This is a genomic window from Paenibacillus sp. CAA11 (assembly GCF_003060825.1).
GTDB lineage: Bacteria > Bacillota > Bacilli > Paenibacillales > Paenibacillaceae > Fontibacillus.
In genome coordinates, this window is record NZ_CP028922.1 from 1,101,814 (window position 1) to 1,119,033 (window position 17,220).

The 17,220-nt window shown below is 50.3% G+C and carries 17 protein-coding genes and 2 pseudogenes; 14 read left to right on the forward strand and 5 right to left on the reverse strand.

The features are described 5' to 3' along the window. The first annotated feature begins 252 nt into the window (after nucleotides 1-252). From DCC85_RS04990 to DCC85_RS05055, 14 genes and pseudogenes are all read left to right on the forward strand, one after another. Nucleotides 253-789 carry a hypothetical protein gene (locus tag DCC85_RS04990; RefSeq protein ID WP_108464585.1) on the forward strand — a complete coding sequence of 179 codons (537 nt, stop codon included), beginning with the start codon at nucleotides 253-255 and terminating at the stop codon, nucleotides 787-789. An 81-nt stretch (nucleotides 790-870) separates the two neighbouring features. Next, nucleotides 871-1,026, forward strand: a pseudogene (locus DCC85_RS04995) (GNAT family N-acetyltransferase); the annotation flags it as partial. A 15-nt stretch (nucleotides 1,027-1,041) separates the two neighbouring features. Then, the gene (locus DCC85_RS05000) at nucleotides 1,042-1,872 is read left to right on the forward strand and encodes a hypothetical protein (protein ID WP_108464586.1); all 831 of its coding nucleotides are present in this window, start codon (nucleotides 1,042-1,044) and stop codon (nucleotides 1,870-1,872) included. A 12-nt stretch (nucleotides 1,873-1,884) separates the two neighbouring features. After that, nucleotides 1,885-2,388 carry a GNAT family N-acetyltransferase gene (locus DCC85_RS05005; protein WP_108464587.1) on the forward strand — a complete coding sequence of 168 codons (504 nt, stop codon included), beginning with the start codon at nucleotides 1,885-1,887 and terminating at the stop codon, nucleotides 2,386-2,388. Between the two features lie 47 nt (nucleotides 2,389-2,435). Continuing rightward, entirely contained in the window at nucleotides 2,436-2,960 is a 525-nt protein-coding gene (locus DCC85_RS05010) for an O-acetyl-ADP-ribose deacetylase (protein ID WP_199910006.1), read from the forward strand. Nucleotides 2,961-3,000: 40 nt separating this feature from the next. Then, entirely contained in the window at nucleotides 3,001-3,546 is a 546-nt protein-coding gene (locus tag DCC85_RS05015; protein WP_108464588.1) for an ATP-binding protein, read from the forward strand. 23 nt (nucleotides 3,547-3,569) lie between these two features. Further along, nucleotides 3,570-4,097 carry a DinB family protein gene (locus DCC85_RS05020; protein ID WP_159081783.1) on the forward strand — a complete coding sequence of 176 codons (528 nt, stop codon included), beginning with the start codon at nucleotides 3,570-3,572 and terminating at the stop codon, nucleotides 4,095-4,097. 3 nt (nucleotides 4,098-4,100) lie between these two features. Then, the gene (locus DCC85_RS05025; protein WP_108464590.1) at nucleotides 4,101-5,366 is read left to right on the forward strand and encodes a DNA glycosylase AlkZ-like family protein; all 1,266 of its coding nucleotides are present in this window, start codon (nucleotides 4,101-4,103) and stop codon (nucleotides 5,364-5,366) included. A gap of 111 nt (nucleotides 5,367-5,477) precedes the next feature. After that, nucleotides 5,478-6,002, forward strand: a complete 525-nt coding sequence (locus tag DCC85_RS05030) for an NUDIX hydrolase (protein WP_108464591.1) — start codon at nucleotides 5,478-5,480, stop codon at nucleotides 6,000-6,002. After that, nucleotides 5,989-6,939 (forward strand): TRM11 family SAM-dependent methyltransferase, encoded by a 951-nt coding sequence (locus DCC85_RS05035; RefSeq protein ID WP_108464592.1) that lies wholly within the window; start codon nucleotides 5,989-5,991, stop codon nucleotides 6,937-6,939. The genes DCC85_RS05030 and DCC85_RS05035 overlap by 14 nt, the downstream gene beginning before the upstream one ends. A gap of 75 nt (nucleotides 6,940-7,014) precedes the next feature. Then, nucleotides 7,015-7,713 carry a response regulator transcription factor gene (locus tag DCC85_RS05040; RefSeq protein ID WP_442789521.1) on the forward strand — a complete coding sequence of 233 codons (699 nt, stop codon included), beginning with the start codon at nucleotides 7,015-7,017 and terminating at the stop codon, nucleotides 7,711-7,713. A gap of 31 nt (nucleotides 7,714-7,744) precedes the next feature. Beyond that, nucleotides 7,745-8,875: a sensor histidine kinase gene (locus tag DCC85_RS05045; RefSeq protein ID WP_108464593.1), complete on the forward strand. Its 1,131-nt coding sequence runs from the start codon at nucleotides 7,745-7,747 to the stop codon at nucleotides 8,873-8,875. Nucleotides 8,876-8,923: 48 nt separating this feature from the next. After that, complete coding sequence (locus tag DCC85_RS05050; protein ID WP_108464594.1) at nucleotides 8,924-9,658, forward strand: metallophosphoesterase family protein; 735 nt, start codon at nucleotides 8,924-8,926, stop codon at nucleotides 9,656-9,658. Nucleotides 9,659-9,865: 207 nt separating this feature from the next. Further along, nucleotides 9,866-11,884, forward strand: a complete 2,019-nt coding sequence (locus DCC85_RS05055) for a methyl-accepting chemotaxis protein (protein ID WP_108464595.1) — start codon at nucleotides 9,866-9,868, stop codon at nucleotides 11,882-11,884. Between the two features lie 195 nt (nucleotides 11,885-12,079). Here the strand turns inward: DCC85_RS05055 and DCC85_RS05060 are convergent, their stop codons facing one another. The 5 genes and pseudogenes from DCC85_RS05060 to DCC85_RS05075 all read right to left on the reverse strand — a co-directional run bounded on the left by DCC85_RS05060 (nucleotide 12,080) and on the right by DCC85_RS05075 (nucleotide 17,092). Beyond that, nucleotides 12,080-13,369, reverse strand: a complete 1,290-nt coding sequence (locus DCC85_RS05060; RefSeq protein WP_108464596.1) for an MFS transporter — start codon at nucleotides 13,367-13,369, stop codon at nucleotides 12,080-12,082. A gap of 122 nt (nucleotides 13,370-13,491) precedes the next feature. Continuing rightward, a complete protein-coding gene (locus DCC85_RS23555; RefSeq protein ID WP_267896068.1) occupies nucleotides 13,492-13,614 on the reverse strand; it encodes a hypothetical protein in 123 nt (40 codons plus the stop codon). A gap of 315 nt (nucleotides 13,615-13,929) precedes the next feature. Further along, nucleotides 13,930-14,307: a rhodanese-like domain-containing protein gene (locus DCC85_RS05065; RefSeq protein WP_108464597.1), complete on the reverse strand. Its 378-nt coding sequence runs from the start codon at nucleotides 14,305-14,307 to the stop codon at nucleotides 13,930-13,932. Between the two features lie 120 nt (nucleotides 14,308-14,427). Further along, nucleotides 14,428-14,676: pseudogene (locus DCC85_RS05070) on the reverse strand (pyridoxal-phosphate dependent enzyme); the annotation flags it as partial. A 457-nt stretch (nucleotides 14,677-15,133) separates the two neighbouring features. Continuing rightward, nucleotides 15,134-17,092, reverse strand: coding sequence for an ABC-F family ATP-binding cassette domain-containing protein (locus DCC85_RS05075; RefSeq protein ID WP_108464599.1), 1,959 nt, complete (start codon nucleotides 17,090-17,092; stop codon nucleotides 15,134-15,136). Nucleotides 17,093-17,220 lie beyond the last annotated feature (128 nt).

Genomic DNA, 17,220 nt, shown 5'->3' on the forward strand with positions numbered 1-17,220 from the left:
ATGCACAGGGGCCGCCTTGGTAAAAGGCTCAATCAGCAGGGGAAGCTGACGGACCTTTGATTACTCGGCGGAAGCTGTCATGAACACAAGAAAGCATGGTAGAAGGGATGTTGAAAGCGGGAAATTAGCAGTATACCAAGGGAGTGTCTTTAGCTCTTCCTTTTCCAGAGAATCAATTTGAGCTTGTGAGAGCGCAATGGATTTGTGTGGTGGGGAGTAAATAAAAACAGCTAGAAGGAGTTCATTTGAGCGATGAAGCAAAAGATCATCATATTTCTGATTACCTCTATAACCTACGGGATGCTGATGGCTATGTTGAAAGGAGAAACAGGAGATCGTTTTCCTACATACCTACTAATCTATGGAATTCCCTTCGGTCTTATTATGACCTTGGGAACCGGCTGGATTCAGCACAGAAACCTGAAGAAGACTGGAAATAGAGGGCAAGAGGTAAAGGTTAAGAATGTGATTCAAATGAGGGTGGAAGGAAGCCGGGAGGAAATATTTGAGCTATGCCTGCGCTCTCTTGGTGAGATTAAGAGAACGAAGGTCAAGAGCACAAGCCCGGACGAGGGAATCATTCAGGCTAGCGCCGGTATTTCCTGGCTTACTTGGGGCGATGTGATTGAATTTCAGATAAAGTCCGCGGGTGAGGAGCATTACTTCGTTCAGGTGTTAAGTAGACCGGCTGTAAGCACCACATTGATTGATTACGGCAAGAATCTGGACAATGTCCAGCGTATTCTGAGATATTTCAAGCATTATGCTAAGAGCGTTCAAGTAGAGTGATACATAAGGAGGTGTGAAGATGGACCATGTTCAGATTGTACCCATTCCAGAGATTGACCCGAAAGTTAAAGGATTATCAGACTGATCCTCGATACCAAAGAGGGGGATCCCTCCAATTTGCTGTACCGGAAGCTAGGATACCAGGAGGCGGGACGAATCCCGGGGTTCGCCAGGTCGGCTGACGGGGACTTAAGCGCAACAGTGATTTATTATAAAGAGCTGAAATCTGTAGAGTGAGAAGAGGATAAAATAATGAAAGTACGACAAAAGGGCCGGGGACTTGCTGTGAGTACAGCCATGCTGGCAGCCGCAGTATTATTTAATGCTTGTAGTATTAAGGACGAGAAGGAGGTACTGCCAGAAACGTCTTCTCCAGTCCAACAGCAGACCCAAGCAGTTAACAAGGTTAGTAGCTCCGATCAGAAGGGTCGGCTTCAGCAGGAGCAGTCCAATCGGGGAGAACAATCCAAGGAGTCTCAGCAGCCTCATTCATCCGAGCAGGTCGATAAAGTTTATAATCTGAAGGATTATGTAGGAACCTGGGTGGATCAAGATTATAATGAAGCCTTCTATGATGATTGTGAGAATGCGGTCGATATTCGAGTTACGGGCGACAAGACGGGAAGCATCTATTTCTTCCTGGACGGGCCGTCAGGACGGGTTACAGATTCAGAAGTAGCGATCAAGTTGTCCGGGAACAAGGCCAATTTCTGGTTTGATGACAGCGATTCGGAGGGCAAGGGCCGAGGAATCCTGACGTTGGAGAAAGATAAGATTAAGATTGAGCTGAAGCTGGAATCCGGGAACGAGGAGTTAAGAAGCGTTTATGATCAGGTGCGGACCTTTGTGCGTGATCCCTATCAGGGAATAGAAGAGAAGGACCCGATTGCTCTTATGAAGTCTTACGCCAAGAACCATCCGGAATTGCAGGGCTTAACCTTTCAATATGATGAGAATGTGGAATGGACCGAGGGAAGAAATAAGGTCAAAGTGATGATTGGTGTTGATTCGCAAGGTGAGCAAAAGAAGCGCTACACGGTAAATGTACTGACGGGGAATATCGTGGAACAACCTGCCGATTAGGGAGAGTGGGCTATGACGATCATATGCGAGACGAAGCGTCTTTATTTAAGAGAATATAAGGACGATGACTTTGCTGCACTACATGCAATTTTCTCTGATCCGGAGCATATCCGGTTTTACCCGGCGGCCTTCTCTGAGGAGCAGACCCGGAAGTGGATGGTCAGAAATCAGAACAGGTACGTCACCGACGGATTCGGATTATGGGCGGTATGTTTAAAAGAAACGGGTAAGCTCATTGGAGACTGCGGCTTGATCAAGCAGAGGGTTGACGGCCAGGAGGAAGTGGAGATCGGCTATCATATCCATCCTGCCTTTGGCTCTATGGGTTATGCCACTGAGGCAGCGGCATGCTGCATGGCCTATGCCTTTGAGCATCTGAATTTGCAGCGAGTGATTTCCATCATTGCCCCAGGCAATGAAGCATCGATTCGGGTAGCAGAGAAAGCGGGGCTACGCTTCGAGAAAACAGAGATAATTTTTAATCGTGAGCATTTGATTTATGCCTGTAACAATTAAATCGGGAAGCAGAGGAGGAGATTCATGTGGAGAAGCTTTTAGGCGGTGTGGTGCTAAAGCTGATCGAGGGCGATATCACAAAGCAGGAGACAGATGTCATTGTTAATGCGGCGAACAGCAGCCTGCTGGGCGGCGGCGGCGTGGATGGTGCTATACATCGTGCAGGTGGCAAGGAGATCCTAGAAGCGTGTAGGGCGATTAGAGCTAGACAAGGTGGCTGTGAGACCGGCGAAGCGGTGCTGACGACAGCAGGAAGGCTCCCATCCCGCTTTGTGATCCATACGGTGGGACCGGTATGGCAGGGCGGACAGAACCGGGAAGAGGCGCTGCTTAAGAGCTGCTATGTGAAATCTTTGCAGTTGGCACGGGAGGCAGGTGCCCGTTCTGTATCTTTTCCGAATATTAGCACAGGCATCTATGGCTATCCCAAGGAACTGGCTGCTGCCGCAGCGGTTCAGGCTGTGAGAGATTATGCTGAAGATAGGGCGGCAGTGGGCATAGAGGAGATCAGGTTCGTCTGTTTTGCTGCGGAGAATTACAGGATTTATCAAGAGATTCTGCAGCGGCTATAGTCTGGTAAATATGTCAGTAGACTGATCAGGAGGTAATGATATGAAGCAAAGGGTTCATATATTCGGGGCTTCGGGTTCGGGGACGACTACGCTCGGCAGTGCTCTGTGCCGGGTAATACCCCATGAACATTTGGACAGCGATAACTATTTATGGGAACAGAAATTCAGTCAGCTAAGGCCTGCGGAGAAGCGGCTAGCTTTGATTAAGGAAGACCTGGAGCAGCGCCAACCTTGGATTTTAACCGGAGCCGTTTGCGGGTGGGGCGATTCTTTAAAACCCTACTTTGATCTTGTAGTGTTTCTCTATATTCCGCCGGAGATCAGGATGGAGCGGCTTCTCAAACGGGAAGTAGAGAGGTACGGGGATGCAATTCTTCCAGGCGGAAGTCTTCATGAAGAGCATGTGAAATTTATGGAGTGGGCTTCATTATATGATACAGCTGGGCCTGAGGTCAGAAGCAGAAGGCTGCATGAAGCGTGGATGGCAGACCTGAAATGCCCGGTGCTTCGGCTGGAAGAAGACTTAACCGTTCAGGAGCGGGTGAATCGGATTCTGCCTTGGCTCTCACCTTGCACAAGCTGCTGATTGAAATTAGAGGGGGAATTGAAATGGAGGAACAACAGGATTTCAAGCTTTGCTTTCTGAAAATTACGCTGTATCGAATGACGGATACCTACTGGCCTAAGCTCAGAAAGGTACTGGAAAGCCTAAATACGGATCAGCTCTGGGCCGAGCCCTATCCTGGTGGCAACTCCATAGGCGGTATTGCCCTTCATGTCTGCGAACATCTTCACAGAAGCTGTCTGCGGATGACCGGCTCTACGGCGGCTTTATCCTCGGACTTTCAATATTATTTTCCAGATGCGGGAACCCCGGTTAGCGAGGTGCTGCAGCAGCTGGAGGGGCAGTGGACAGAGTGGGCCGAGGTTATCAATTCGCTAATCCAGGAAGCGCATCGTTTTACAGAGGAACATCTGCATCATCTCTATCATTTAGTGGAACATACGGGCTATCATTTAGGGCAAATTATTGACCGGGCACAGGGCATTACTGGAACCTTTTTCCGCTTCTATGATGCAGGCTTAAGTGAGCAGGCCTTGCGAGTGCGGATTGAGGAAGATCGGCGAGGAGAGTAAACGATGAGGGCCCCACTACAAATAGACCGAAGTACAGTCAGGCGGTTTCTGCTCAAAGTTCAACAGTTGACTGAAGAAAATCCAAATCCATCTGGTTCTGGAGAACAAGGCGGGGAAGAAGCTTCTGCGCTTGAGCTGATTCGAACCTTGGGAGCCGTTCAAATTGATCCGGTGGCGGCTGTGACCGGAAACCAGCATTTGGCGCTGAGTGCCCGAAGTGCCGGGTACAGGCAGGAGCATTTAAGCCGGCTGCTTGCGCAGAATCGGGTATTCGAATATTTCGCTAATGCTGCATGTGTGATCCCGATGGAGGATTATGCGATCTTCGAGCCTACTCGGGCGCGGCTGCGCAGTCAGTTGGCAGGGCCGCTTCATGAGCTGGGGGATGTGGTGAAACAGGTGAAGGATCGGCTAAGAGCGGAAGGGCCTCTTCCATCCCGGGCGTTCCGCTCGGAGAAGCGCGTTCATGGCTACTGGGATGCTGCTGCTGAAGTGCCCAAGACCAAGGCCACCAGTCTGGCCTTGAACCTGCTGCTGGATACGGGCGAGCTTCGTGTTGTCGCAAGACAGGGGACAGAGCGGTACTTTCATCTTGCAGAGCTCACCATCGAGGAGTCACTTCTTAACCAGGCCCGCGAAATGGACCTTGAAACAGCCGGTCAGGCTCTGACCGATAAATATATCCGAGCTTACCGGATCATTGATGCCAGAGATCCCCGTCTAGGCTGGAGGAAGACTACGGCGGCGGAGCGAAGGCGAGATGTTCAGACGCGGCTTGAGGCAGGGAGACTCGTAGCGCTGAGTATTTCGGGCCTTCCTGATGTCTACTATGTCGGACCTGAAGATGCGGAGGCGCTGCGCGATCTGCAGTTGCAAAAAGAGTCTGCGGATGAACCGGGACCGGTGCGCTTCCTTCCTCCCTTGGATAATTTGCTGTGGAGAAGGGAACGCGTTGCTGATTTATTCGATTTCGAATACAAATGGGAAATTTATACGCCTGAGGCCAAGCGGCGCTATGGCTATTACGCGATGCCGATTCTTGATGGAGAGCATCTGATCGGCCGGATGGACCCGCGGCTGGACCGCAAGAATAAGCTGCTGACAGTACAGCTGCTGCAGCTGGAAGAAGGCTACGAGAGCTCGCCCGATCGGCTTTATCGCATATGGGAAGGCCTACAGAGCTTCGCGGCAAGGCATGGAGCTGCTGAAGTACGTGTAGAGCGGACGATGCCGGAGGGTGTGATGCTTCTCTCCAGGTTTCAGAATTAAGCAGCAGGTTTGGAGATTCGTTGTTGATCTTGGATTACCTTGGGAAAAGGGTATATATTACAATCTAGTTAACATTTGATTCAAATCATAGATTAAAATAGGGGGTGCTCTATGATCGGGAAAATCATCCGCCGGCTTCCACGTCCGTGGCTGGTCAAGCTGTACCAGTTCGTGCCGTTTCAGCGGTTTAAGGATTGGGCTGCTTGCCGGGCACAAGCAAAATTCAGGTTAAGCGTGCTGGGGATCATCACCAACCGGGATGGTGAGGTTCTGTTGCTTAAGCATGTATACCGAGACGAGCCTTGGAGAATACCGGGCGGCTGGATCGATTCCGAGGCGCCGGAACTGGCATTTCGGCGTGAGATTCGGGAAGAGACCGGATTTGAAGTAGAGTACCCGGAATTAGTTAAAGCGTTATACTACAGCAAACCAGACCGGGTGGAGCTGATATACCGGGCAGCGGTTGCTTCAGGAAGCTTTCAGAGTAATGAGGAAATCTCTGAAATGCAATTCTGCAGTGTAGGCGATTGGCCGGAAGGGATGCCCGAAGATCAGAAACGGCTCATCCAAAGTATATTTCACCATGATGACGAACTTACCAGGAAACCGAGGATTTTGCCATATGAACAAGATTAATCAAGGCACATTTATATATACGTATGCTTGTCATGAAGATGAGCTGGAGCTCTGTGAACTGGAGCTCGGCATCCTCCTTAATGCGAGTCCTTGCGGGAGGTATGTGGAGAGCAGCGCCAAGGTTGATCCGAGCCGCAGTCCGTTCGTGCATGAGCGGATTGCGGTGCAGCTAGAGGCGCCAAGCCTTGCAGAGCTGGCAGTAAAGGCTGAAGGACTGGAGCTTGGCGGGCAGACGTTCAAGCTGCTGTGTGTGGACGCGGACAACCCCCTGCCTTATGAAGAGAAGCGGGCTAATGAGCGGCTCGTGGGCCAGTCGATTCGGGGCCGGGCACAGATGAAGCGCCCGGACCGCCTGCTGGGCCTGGCCTATGCCGGCGGGCGGTGGGTGCTGGGCGAGTGCCAGCAGAGCGAGCCGGTTTGGCTGCGGCATAACGATAAGCCGCGGCATTATTCCACCGCCCTCAGCACGCGCGTAGCAAGAGCCGCCGTGAACATAGCGGTGCCAAGGCCGGAGGGTATTCGCCTGGTTGATCCGTGCTGCGGCATCGGCACGGTGCTGATTGAGGCGCTGTCCATGGACATTGACGCCGAGGGTTATGACCTAAATCCGCTGGCCGTACGCGGAGCCAGAGAGAACCTTCAGCATCTAGGCATGCCGGATATTGTTCGGGTTGGGGATATCCGGCAGCTTCAAGGCAGGTACGATGCCTTGATTCTTGATCTGCCCTATAATCTGTGCTCGGTGCTTACGAAGGACGAGCAGCTTGAGCTGCTGCACAGCGCGTACCGGCTGGCAGAGAGGGTTGTTATCATCTCCGCCGAGCCGGCCGATGAAGCGATCCGAGAGGCGGGGCTGCAAATCCAGCAGCGCTGCAGCATATGTAAGGGCAGGTTTGTAAGACAGCTGCTGTTATGCTTTGCCGAGCAGTCTCTGTAACACTGCGGCGCTCTATAATCTGGCGCAGAAAGCACGGATTTAGGAATGTGCTTTTTTAGTATAGGAGAGGATATTATGCCTGAAACAATTTTGCTTGTTGATGATGAGAAGGAAATCATCAAGCTGATGGAAATTTATTTTAATAATGAAGGGTATAGGCTTATGACAGCGTCCGACGGTCTTCAGGCCTTGGAGATTATCGGGAAGGAGGAAGTCGATCTTGTCATTCTCGATGTCATGATGCCTAATATGGATGGGATCGAGACCTGCATGAAGATTCGCGAATCCTATGAGATGCCTGTCATTATGCTGTCTGCTAAGGGGCAGGATATGGACAAGATTACCGGACTCAGCATCGGAGCCGACGATTATATGGTAAAGCCGTTTAACCCGCTGGAGCTTGTAGCCCGCGCAAAATCTCATTTAAGACGGTATAATCGTTATCAGGGGAAGGCGCGTCAGCATAATGACCATGAGATCGTCATTGATGATCTGGTCATTAATACGGCGACCCATGAGGTGTGTGTCGATCAGCAGAAGGTCAAGCTGACGCCAAGGGAGTTCGCGATTCTGGAAATGCTTGCACGCCATCAAGGCAACGTGCTCAGCACAGATCAAATCTATGAGAAGGTGTGGAATGAACCCTTCATGGAATCCGGTAATACCGTCATGGTACATATTCGCCGGCTTCGCGAGAAGCTGGAGCGGGATTCGAAGAATCCTAAATATATTCAGACGGTTTGGGGCGTAGGGTACAAAATAGATAAGGGTTAACCTTGTGGAACCCCAAAATTGAGGTGTAGTGTTGCGATATCGTGTATTTAATACGGTCCGCTGGCGGTTTATTTATGCATTTTTTCAATCCATTATTCTAACGGTCATTCTGCTATTCATCATGTACCGTCTAGGGATTTGGTTTGTGGATTCCAAGGGGCTGGGGATCGAATCCATCTTTAACGGATTCCGCTGGCTTATTAACAATATAGGGTCTTTCCCTTTGATGATTGTGGTTGGGTTGTTGTCCTTCCTGCTCTTCTTCTTCTTCTCTTCCCGCAGAATTATCCGGTATCTTGAGGAGATCACCGGCGGGCTGCAGGAGATTTCGAAGGGGAACCTGGAGCACCGCATCGAGGTTAGGACCGCGGATGAGCTAGGTTATTTGGCAGAGAACATTAACGTCATGGCCAAGCAGCTGGCTGAGTCCATCGAAGAGGAGCGTAACGCAGAGACGGCTAAGAATGACCTGATCACAGGGGTGTCTCATGATTTACGGACTCCGCTAACTTCAATTCTAGGTTTCCTTGAGTATATTGAGCAGGATCGTTACCAGGATGAGATTGAACTTAGACATTATGTGGCTATTGCTTATGAGAAGTCTCTGAACTTGAAGAAGCTGATTGATGATCTGTTCGAATATACCCGAATCTCCAGCAGAGGCATTCCGCTTGACTTCCGGGAACTGAATCTGAACCACTTCATTCAGCAGCTGGCGGATGAGTTCGTTCCCATTCTGGAAAAGGCTCGAATGACGTACCGGATCATCGAGGTTCATCGGCCTTTGATTATCTCTGCAGATCCTATCGAGCTGCTTAGGGCATATCAGAACTTGCTTACGAATGCGGTTCGATATGGGTCCAAGGGCGGCAAGGTGGACATTCGAATCCGCCGTGAAGGGGAGGAAGCAGTCGTATCTGTGGTGAACTATGGGGATCCTATTCCCAAAAGTGATCTGCCCCACATTTTTGACCGCTTCTACCGCGGAGACAAGTCGCGCTCCGGCAACGGAGGCTCAGGGCTTGGCCTGGCGATTACGAGAACTATAGTGCAGCTGCATGGAGGAACTGTGACTGCTGAAAGCAGCCGCAGAGAGACAGAGTTCATTACCAGGTTCCCGCTGCTGCAGTACAAGCTGCCGGATACCGAAGAAAGCGTGTAGAATAGATTTGTTAGAATAACATGATATTGAATGCTGGAGGGAGCTTCCATGGAACAAATAGCAATCATCTCAGATATTCACGGCAATATGCCTGCACTGCATGCTGTCATGGAGGACATTGGCCGCCGCGGAATCTCCAGGATCTTCTGTTTGGGAGATCTGGTAGGAAAGGGCCCCCATTCGGACCTTGCAGTTGATTATGTGCGTGAACATTGCGAGCAGGTCATAAAGGGGAATTGGGATGAATTTATATTGGAGCCCAGAGAGATTGAGATGGTGCGCTGGCACCAGGAGAGACTGGGACCCGAGCGAATGAGCTATCTGAGAGAGCTCCCCTTTTGTATAGAGTTTGTAATGAGCGGCAGGCTGGTCCGTTTGTTCCACGCTTCTCCGCGCAGCTTATACGAACGGATTTATCCTTGGGATGAGCTGGACAAGCGTCTCACCTTGCTGGAGTGCTCGGAATATTGCCGGGCCAAAAAGCAGGCGGATGTCATCGGCTATGGGGACATTCACACTGCTTATTTACAGCATATTGAGGATAAGACGCTGTTTAATACAGGGAGCGTAGGTAATCCGCTGGATATGACTCAAGCATCGTACACTATATTGGAAGGGGCTTATCTTGAGGCTGAGCCTGCTCCCTTTAGCATTGCAAGCGTTAGGGTACCCTACGATATTGAGCTGGCAGTGAGAGTAGCCCAGGAATCTGGGATGCCAGAGCTTGAGCCTTATATTGTGGAACTGCGGACAGGAACATATCGGAAGAAGAATAAGAATTAAGAAAGAGGCTGTACCTCATAATGAGGGATTTCTATTTCATTCGAGCCCGGGTGAGATTAGGAGTCCCTCTATTTTTATGGAAATGAAGGATGAAATTAGGCGGAAATTTTATGAAAATTTCAATAGAAAGGTCGAAATCTATAAAGAAATAGAAAATACTGTCGAAATATAAAGATGGGATAGAAATTTAATGGGGGAGTCAGTTTAATGAAAAAGAATAAAAAGGAAGGCCAGTCATTTTGGAAGAACTTCAAAAGACAGATGGGGCTTATGCGAACCAAGCTGATCGCGTCTTTTGTCGCCGTGCTGGTCATTCCAAGTGCATTGATCGGTTATTTTTCTTATCAAAGCGCCACAGAGCAGGTTCGCAAGCAGATGACAGAAGCTGCTATCAGCAACATGCATTTGGTGCAGTCTAATATTACAGGATACATAACACCAGTAGTGAACAATCTCCAAATGATGTCTTGGAATTTCACCTCCGAGCTGGTGGGCACTGAAAAAATGCAAGCAGATCTTGATCATATACAGAAGAATCATCCTGAGCTGGATCAGGTGATTGTTGCGAATGACCAAGGAGCTTACTCCAGTTCTCCTCAATTCGAAAAAGAGGGCTATGACCCAAGAAGCAGGAACTGGTATAAAAATTCTCAGAAGTCGCCAAGTGAAGTTGTGATTTCCGAACCAACACAGAGTAACTCCACCGGAAAAATGATCGTTACCATTTCCAAAGCTTTCGTAACCGGCGGCGGCTCTGCAACTTTCAATTTAAGCCTGGACAAGCTGACAGACAGCTTAAAGGATACCACCATTGGTGGAAGCGGCGGACTGCTTGTGCTGGATGAGCAGGGAAAGGTGGTTACAGGGTCCTCAACGATGGTGGGGATGTTTAAGCCTGGACAGAAAGCGGATGACTTTCTGAAGCTTCCGAAACAGGACAGCAAGGACATTTATCGTTCAATTATTGATGCGAATGGCTATGAGATGGAAGTATTCAAGCTTAGCGAGCCCACGACAGGATGGGACATTGTCGGTATTGTAGGAACTTCGGATTACAGCGATGCAGCCCACCCGATTATGGTTCGTGCTATTGTGGTGATCGCGATTTCGATTGTGATTGGCGCTCTGATTATCTTGCTTATGCTGCGGTTGTTCGTTGCGCCGCTTAAGAAGCTGCAGATGGGTACTCGCCGCGTTACCGAAGGCAATCTGACGGAGCGTGTACCACTGGATAAGGATGACGAATTCGGAGAGCTTGCCAGCGATTTCAACAGCATGACCGATGCACTGCAGACGATGGTCACCAATCTGAATCAAACCTCCACCAAGCTGGCTTTCTCGTCGCAGACGATTCAGGAGAGCATTCAGCAGACCTCGCAATCTGTGCAGCATGTGGCACAAACCGTTCAGGAAAGCGCAGAGCTGGCGAATATGAGTGCGGCCGCTTCGGGTGAAACGGCTAAGGCTGTTGAAGAGATGGCGAAGGGTGTGAGCACCATTGCCGAATCAGCCAGTCTCATTGTAGACTCGGCAGAGCACACCGAGAATGAAGTGGAGAGAGGCAGCCGTTCGGTATCCGAAGTAAACGGACAGATGGAGCGGATTCTCGAGGCTGTTGATGAGTCAGCGCAGATGATCAATGATCTGTCGAAGCTGTCTGAGAGCGCGAGCCGCATGAATGAGGCCATCGCGGACATTGCGAAGCAGACGAATCTGCTGTCGTTCAATGCTGCTATTGAGGCATCCCGTGCAGGAGAGCATGGACGAGGCTTTGCTGTAGTCGCTACCGAAGTAAGATTGCTGGCTGAGCAGTCCAAGCAGACGGCGGAAGACATTGAATCCACGCTGAGCCAGATGATTGATCTGATTGAGAAGTCCACGGCAAATATGAACGGCCAGGTGAAAAGCCAGGTTGGTGAAGGTCTTCGCATCAGTGAGGAGGCTGCGGCCGTCTTTAGGAATATTGAGAAGTCCACGACGAGCATTGTTGAGCAGATTCAGGATATTTCAGCTGTGGCGGAAGAGATGTCTGCAAGTACGGAGGAAGTATCGGCAACGGTGCACGAGCTGGCGCACCAGTCCAAATATTCGGCTGAGAGCGCTGAGACGACCTCGGCGGCAGCCCAAGAGCAAATGGCGGCTATGGAAGAGATTGAAGCTTCTTCCCACGAGCTGGCTTCGATGGCTACCGATCTTCAGGAGCTCGTCAAACGATTTAAAGTATAACTCACCTAAAAATTACACAAAGCCGAACCCTTCAGAGGCAGTTAATTGCTTCCCCGGGGTTCGGCTTTTTTTCATGCGAGAAGCTGCTTAGCTAGGAATGCTAAAATACAAATGGGGCTGTTCCTATAGCCCGTTAAACCGGCTATAGGAACAGCCCCGTATTAGATAGGGGGGTGTCATGAGAATGGACAAGACTTATACAACTTCAACCGCAGGGTTTGTACCCTTAGTGCGTTTGGTTTTGAACATATAGAAGTACAGCAAGGAAGCTGCAATATAGAAGACCCCGGTTATACTGAAGGTGATGGCATAGCCCCAGTAGCTGCCGTAGGTGGTTACCAGATAGGACTGAACCGGCCCCATGCTGGCCCAGCCAATCATGAAGGCCGTCTGGGTAAGCGAGTTCGCGATTCCTCGGCGATGATCAGGCACCCGGTCGATCATAATAGCCGACTGAATGGGGTTTGCGGCGTTCATCAGTGCCTGCCGGAACAGAAAGCTGACAGAGGCGATCACGAATAGGTTCGTAAAGCCAGTCAACAGAAGGAACGGCAGTGACAGCATCTGAAAGCAGACGACCGCACGAACCTGGCCGATCCTGGCGGCGAGCGAAGGACCAATGAGCATGGAGACGATCGTCATGACCTGTCCGAGGGAGATGAGGATGCCCATGGCGGATAGGGAGATCGAGAAGCGATTCGTGAAGTATAAATTCAGGTACGGGACGACGAGCCCTGAGCCTATGCCGACAAGGAGCTGTGCGGCGACAAATTTGCCGATCATCTTAAAATCGGAGGCGTTAGCCGGCTGAATTCCCTGTTCTTGTTTTTGCTCATGTACGGGAACGGAAGCCTCAAGCTGTTCTGATTCGCCCTTCTTCTTCTCCAGCACGAAGATCATCGGAATGAACGCGGCGAAGGTCGCGATGCCGCCGATCAGAAGTACGATTTGCAGGCTGGAGACACGGCTTACGCCCAGTGCCTGCAGATAGTCGGCGAGAAATCCGCCGCCCATGCTGCCCAGTACCTGAGAAGCTAGAACCAGGGAGGAATGGTAGCTGAACATCCTCAGCCGGTCCTTCTTCCGTACGTTCTCTGCCAGGAAAGGAATGGCCAGCACTTGAAAGAAGGAGGCGAATAGGCCGGTAAAGACTGCGAGCCCGATCAGGCTGGTCTCGGATTCCATAAACGAGCGGCTGATAAACGCCGCTCCGCTGAATAATGCGCCAAGGATCAGAATTCGTTTGCGGCTGGCCCGGTCTCCCCATAGTCCAATAGGGACGAACATGATCGCTGTGGCCAGGGACTGAATGCTGACCACCCTTCCGTTCATCGCATCATTGTAGCCGAGTCCCTGGATATATAAATTGTATAGGACTCCGAACATGCCTGTACCCAGCTGATATAGAATATTGGCCAGGAAAAAAAGCTTGATATTGCGCGGCCATTTCCGCAATTCCAAAGCGGTTTGCTGTATAAATCTCAAGATGACTCCCCCTGTTCTGTTCAACCAACTTATTTATTTTAGCAGGTAACAGGGGATCAAGGAAGTAAAACTGTATTAAACAAATAAAAAATGCCGCTTATCGAAAGCGGCACTTCAATGGGTCAGGCTTTGGACTTCGTGAAGGACTGGAATTGATTCATCAGCTTCTGGCGGGAATCCTTGTTGCGAAGCAGATAGGCGGCACCTAAACCAATTGCGGTAAACATCATACTTTTCTTCTTCATTATGACTACCTCCTTAGGTCTTAATTCGTGTTGCCTTGATAAGAAATACCCGCTCCATAGGAATTTAAACAGATGGTCGTGCCGATTGGATGTGGAAATTCCTGTTTCTGTTCTCCTGAAATGATTCGTTATTTGGAAAAGATGAGATTTAGTGTGCTATCCGGTGAGTCCTTCGCTCGGCCGCAGTTGGTGGTTCATACTTATGAGAAGATGGTCTGCCCTATCGGATCCGCCTCTAGCCCAGCCCAAAAAGCAGCTCCCAGGGATTGATCGATCCTCGGAAACTGCTTTTCTTAATAAGCAAGCTGTGTTGGCTTAGCGCTCCAGCTGCTCTGGGCTGAAGTCTTCGATGATCTTCTCCGGGCCGGTGACAATCTCCTTGTCCCATTCCAGCATGCCGCCCAGATAGTTCGTAATATGAGGGAAGCCCAGGTGCTGAAAGTACTTGGAGACCTGAAGGCTGCGGTAACCGCTGCGGCACACAAAGACATATTCGCGCTCTTTGTCCATCTGGTCCGCATAGGCTGCAATTTCATTCATGGGAACCAGGGGCAGGGTAGGAATATGGCCTGCGATGTATTCATGTGGCTCCCTGACGTCAACAACAATGATAGAGCGGTGCTCTGGACTATGGAGCAGCTCGTGAAGCTCTTCCTTATCAATATGGCGTACGCCTTCAATGATTTCGCTCAAATTCAATATCTCCTCTTCGTGTTCATGATAACGTTGTTTGTTATTAGTTAAAAGATGTTCATGCTCAGATAGCGTTCACCCGTATCCGGCGCAATGCTGAGAATGCGTTTGCCTGCACCGAGCTTTCGGGCCAGCTGAAGTGCCGCTTAAGATGGTGGCCGCTAGGCCGATGCCGGTATTTCCGCTGGTAGGCTCGATGATCGTCGCTCCCAGCGAGAGCAGGCCCTCCAGTTCTGCCTGAAGAATCATAGAATAGGCGGCGCGGTCCTTAACGCTCCCGCTTGGGTTGAAGGACTCCAGCTTGACGTAGACTTTGGCATCTTCTGCGGCTCCCATACGTCTAAGCCGTACCGCAGGCGTATCGCCGATTAACTCCGCAGGTGTTGTTCACCCCTTTAGGAGGTATAAGAGACCGCCTTTCCTGAAAATAAGAATGTTTAGTCTATTCTATAGGATAATCTGAGGCGGATTCAAGTGGAGCTTTGGGCTGATAACAGGGAGAACTATCAAGGTAACATCGATGTTGTCAAGTTGTGGACAAGGTTATCCACAATTCGACCGTTTTCTGTGTGCAAAACGAATGAAAGCTTACCCAGACTACATTTATTTGAAACAAGAAAATGAGCATATTTTTTTCATTTTTTAGTGTGAGGTTTGTGGATAATGTGCATAACTCCGTGGATAAAAAAGACGTTTTTGCGTGAAGTGCTGCTGCATTCATAAAAAAACGGCCTAAACGGCCGATTTTTTAAAAAACAGTTGGTTCATAATGTGGATAAGTCTGTGAATAATAGAATGTGAATGAAACAGCACAAATTTACAAAAATTACTCGGCAAGCTGCTCCCATTCGGCATAAATTTCAGCCAATTCAGCCTTGCGTGAATCCATCGAAGTCTGGTGCTCCTGAAGCGCCATATAGTCCTGATAAATTTCCGGAAGTGCCATCTCAGCTTCAAGCTCAGAGATTTCCTGTTCAAGCTCGGAAATCCGCTGCTCCAGCTGCTCCAATCTTCGCTGGCGGTTTCGTTCCTCGCGTTTGGCTTGTTTCTCCATCTCATAGCTAGCGGCTCTGCTGGAGGGGGCCTCAGCAGCCGGCACAGCCGCCAGCTTGTCCGCAGCCTTGCTGCGCCCGCTGGACTCAGCGTCCTTTTCCATTTGGAGCTCCAGCAGCTCTTGTTTTTTCTCGACATAATCGTCGTAATTTCCTAGGAAATGTTCAGCACCGCCTGGTTGAAGCTCTACAATGCGTTCGGCCATCTTATTTAAGAAGTAACGGTCGTGTGAAATAAAGAGCAGGGTTCCTTCATAATCTAGCAGGGCAGCCTCAAGCACTTCCTTGCTGTATAGATCCAGATGGTTGGTCGGTTCGTCCAGGACCAGCACGTTGGCCTTCTTGAGCATCAGCTTGGCCAGGGCAACCCGTGCTTTCTCGCCGCCGCTCAGGGAGCTTACCTTCTTCAGCACATCATCCCCACTGAACAAGAAGTTGCCGAGAACGGTGCGGATGCGGGCTTCCTCCACGCTGGGGAAGGCGCTCCAGAGCTCTTCAAGCACGGTATTCTGTCCGTTGAGATGCGTCTGCTCCTGATCATAGTAGCCGATGCGGACTTTCGTTCCCCACAGGATTTTGCCGCTTGACGGTTTCAGGTCGCCTATCAACATTTTCAGCAGGGTAGACTTGCCGATCCCGTTGGGGCCGATCAAGGCGACGGTCTCTCCGCGTCGCAGGTCGAACGATACATTTCGGAATAGCGTCTGACCTTCCTCGAACGTGTAGGACAAATCATCGACCTGAAGAACTTCACGCCCGGACATGATCTCTGCTTCAAAAGAAAAATGGGCCTTCTTCAGCTCACCGATGGGTTTGTCCATGACCTCCATTTTCTCTAGAGCCTTGCGACGGCTCTGCGCCCGCTTGGTCGTTGAAGCGCGCACAATGTTGCGCTGGATGAATTGCTCCATCTTCGCGATCTCGCCCTGCTGCTTCTCGTACAGTTTGAGCTGGCTCTCGTATTCCGCAGCCTTCAGCTCCATAAAGCGGCTGTAATTGCCTGTGTACCTGCGGGACTGATGGCGTTCAATCTCTACAATTACATTGACGAGCCGGTCCAGGAAGTAGCGGTCATGGGATACTACGACCAGCGCTCCTGAATAGCTTCTCAAATAGTCCTCCAGCCAGGTCAGGGTCTCAATGTCCAAGTGGTTCGTCGGTTCGTCGAGCATAAGAAGATCCGGAGCCTGAAGCAGGATGCGCGCCAGGGCTAACCTGGTCTTCTGTCCTCCGCTTAAGGTAGCGATAGGCGTGTCTGGCGGAAATTCGCCGAAGCCCATACCATGCAGCACACTGCGGATGCGCGTCTCCATCTCGTAACCGCCGTGGTCTTTGAACCAGTCGGATTTCACGGCATAGCGCTCCAGCAACTCCTGATAGGCTTTGCCATCCTCCGCAGCGGAAGGATCGGCAATTTGCACCTCCATGCGGCGCAGTTCTTGTTCTGTCTCAATTAAAGGGGCGAAGACATGCAGCATTTCCTCCCAGATCGTCCGGTCAGAGTTAAGACCGCTGTTCTGGGCTAGGTATCCAAGGGTAGTCTCCTTGGATTTGAAGATTTGCCCGCCGTCATAGGATATTTCTCCGGCTAATATTTTTAGAAATGTTGATTTCCCGGCTCCGTTGACGCCGACAAGTCCGATGCGGTCCCGTTCGAGGACCTGAAGGTTGATTCCCTCCAGCACCGGGGTAACTCCGTATAATTTAGTGATATCTGTAGCTTGCAGCAGCATAGTGACTAATATCCTCCGTCTTTGGTTTTGAACCTTTCGGGGCCTATAAGGCTTGGGGGATGTAGTTTTATAGCCTTTAGGTCCGTTACGTCTGTTGTTTTCTATTAGACAGTTTACCTGAAAAAGCA

Coding starts and splice junctions, on each gene's coding strand:
- DCC85_RS05025 (WP_108464590.1), top strand. CDS start 4,101: ATGAGGGCCCCACTACAAATAGACCGAAGTACAGTCAGGCGGTTTCTG.
- DCC85_RS05030 (WP_108464591.1), top strand. CDS start 5,478: ATGATCGGGAAAATCATCCGCCGGCTTCCACGTCCGTGGCTGGTCAAG.
- DCC85_RS05015 (WP_108464588.1), top strand. CDS start 3,001: ATGAAGCAAAGGGTTCATATATTCGGGGCTTCGGGTTCGGGGACGACT.
- DCC85_RS05035 (WP_108464592.1), top strand. CDS start 5,989: ATGAACAAGATTAATCAAGGCACATTTATATATACGTATGCTTGTCAT.
- DCC85_RS05050 (WP_108464594.1), top strand. CDS start 8,924: ATGGAACAAATAGCAATCATCTCAGATATTCACGGCAATATGCCTGCA.
- DCC85_RS05075 (WP_108464599.1), bottom strand. CDS start 17,092: ATGCTGCTGCAAGCTACAGATATCACTAAATTATACGGAGTTACCCCG.
- DCC85_RS04990 (WP_108464585.1), top strand. CDS start 253: ATGAAGCAAAAGATCATCATATTTCTGATTACCTCTATAACCTACGGG.
- DCC85_RS05040 (WP_442789521.1), top strand. CDS start 7,015: ATGCCTGAAACAATTTTGCTTGTTGATGATGAGAAGGAAATCATCAAG.
- DCC85_RS05020 (WP_159081783.1), top strand. CDS start 3,570: ATGGAGGAACAACAGGATTTCAAGCTTTGCTTTCTGAAAATTACGCTG.
- DCC85_RS05000 (WP_108464586.1), top strand. CDS start 1,042: ATGAAAGTACGACAAAAGGGCCGGGGACTTGCTGTGAGTACAGCCATG.
- DCC85_RS05055 (WP_108464595.1), top strand. CDS start 9,866: ATGAAAAAGAATAAAAAGGAAGGCCAGTCATTTTGGAAGAACTTCAAA.
- DCC85_RS05005 (WP_108464587.1), top strand. CDS start 1,885: ATGACGATCATATGCGAGACGAAGCGTCTTTATTTAAGAGAATATAAG.
- DCC85_RS23555 (WP_267896068.1), bottom strand. CDS start 13,614: ATGAAGAAGAAAAGTATGATGTTTACCGCAATTGGTTTAGGTGCCGCC.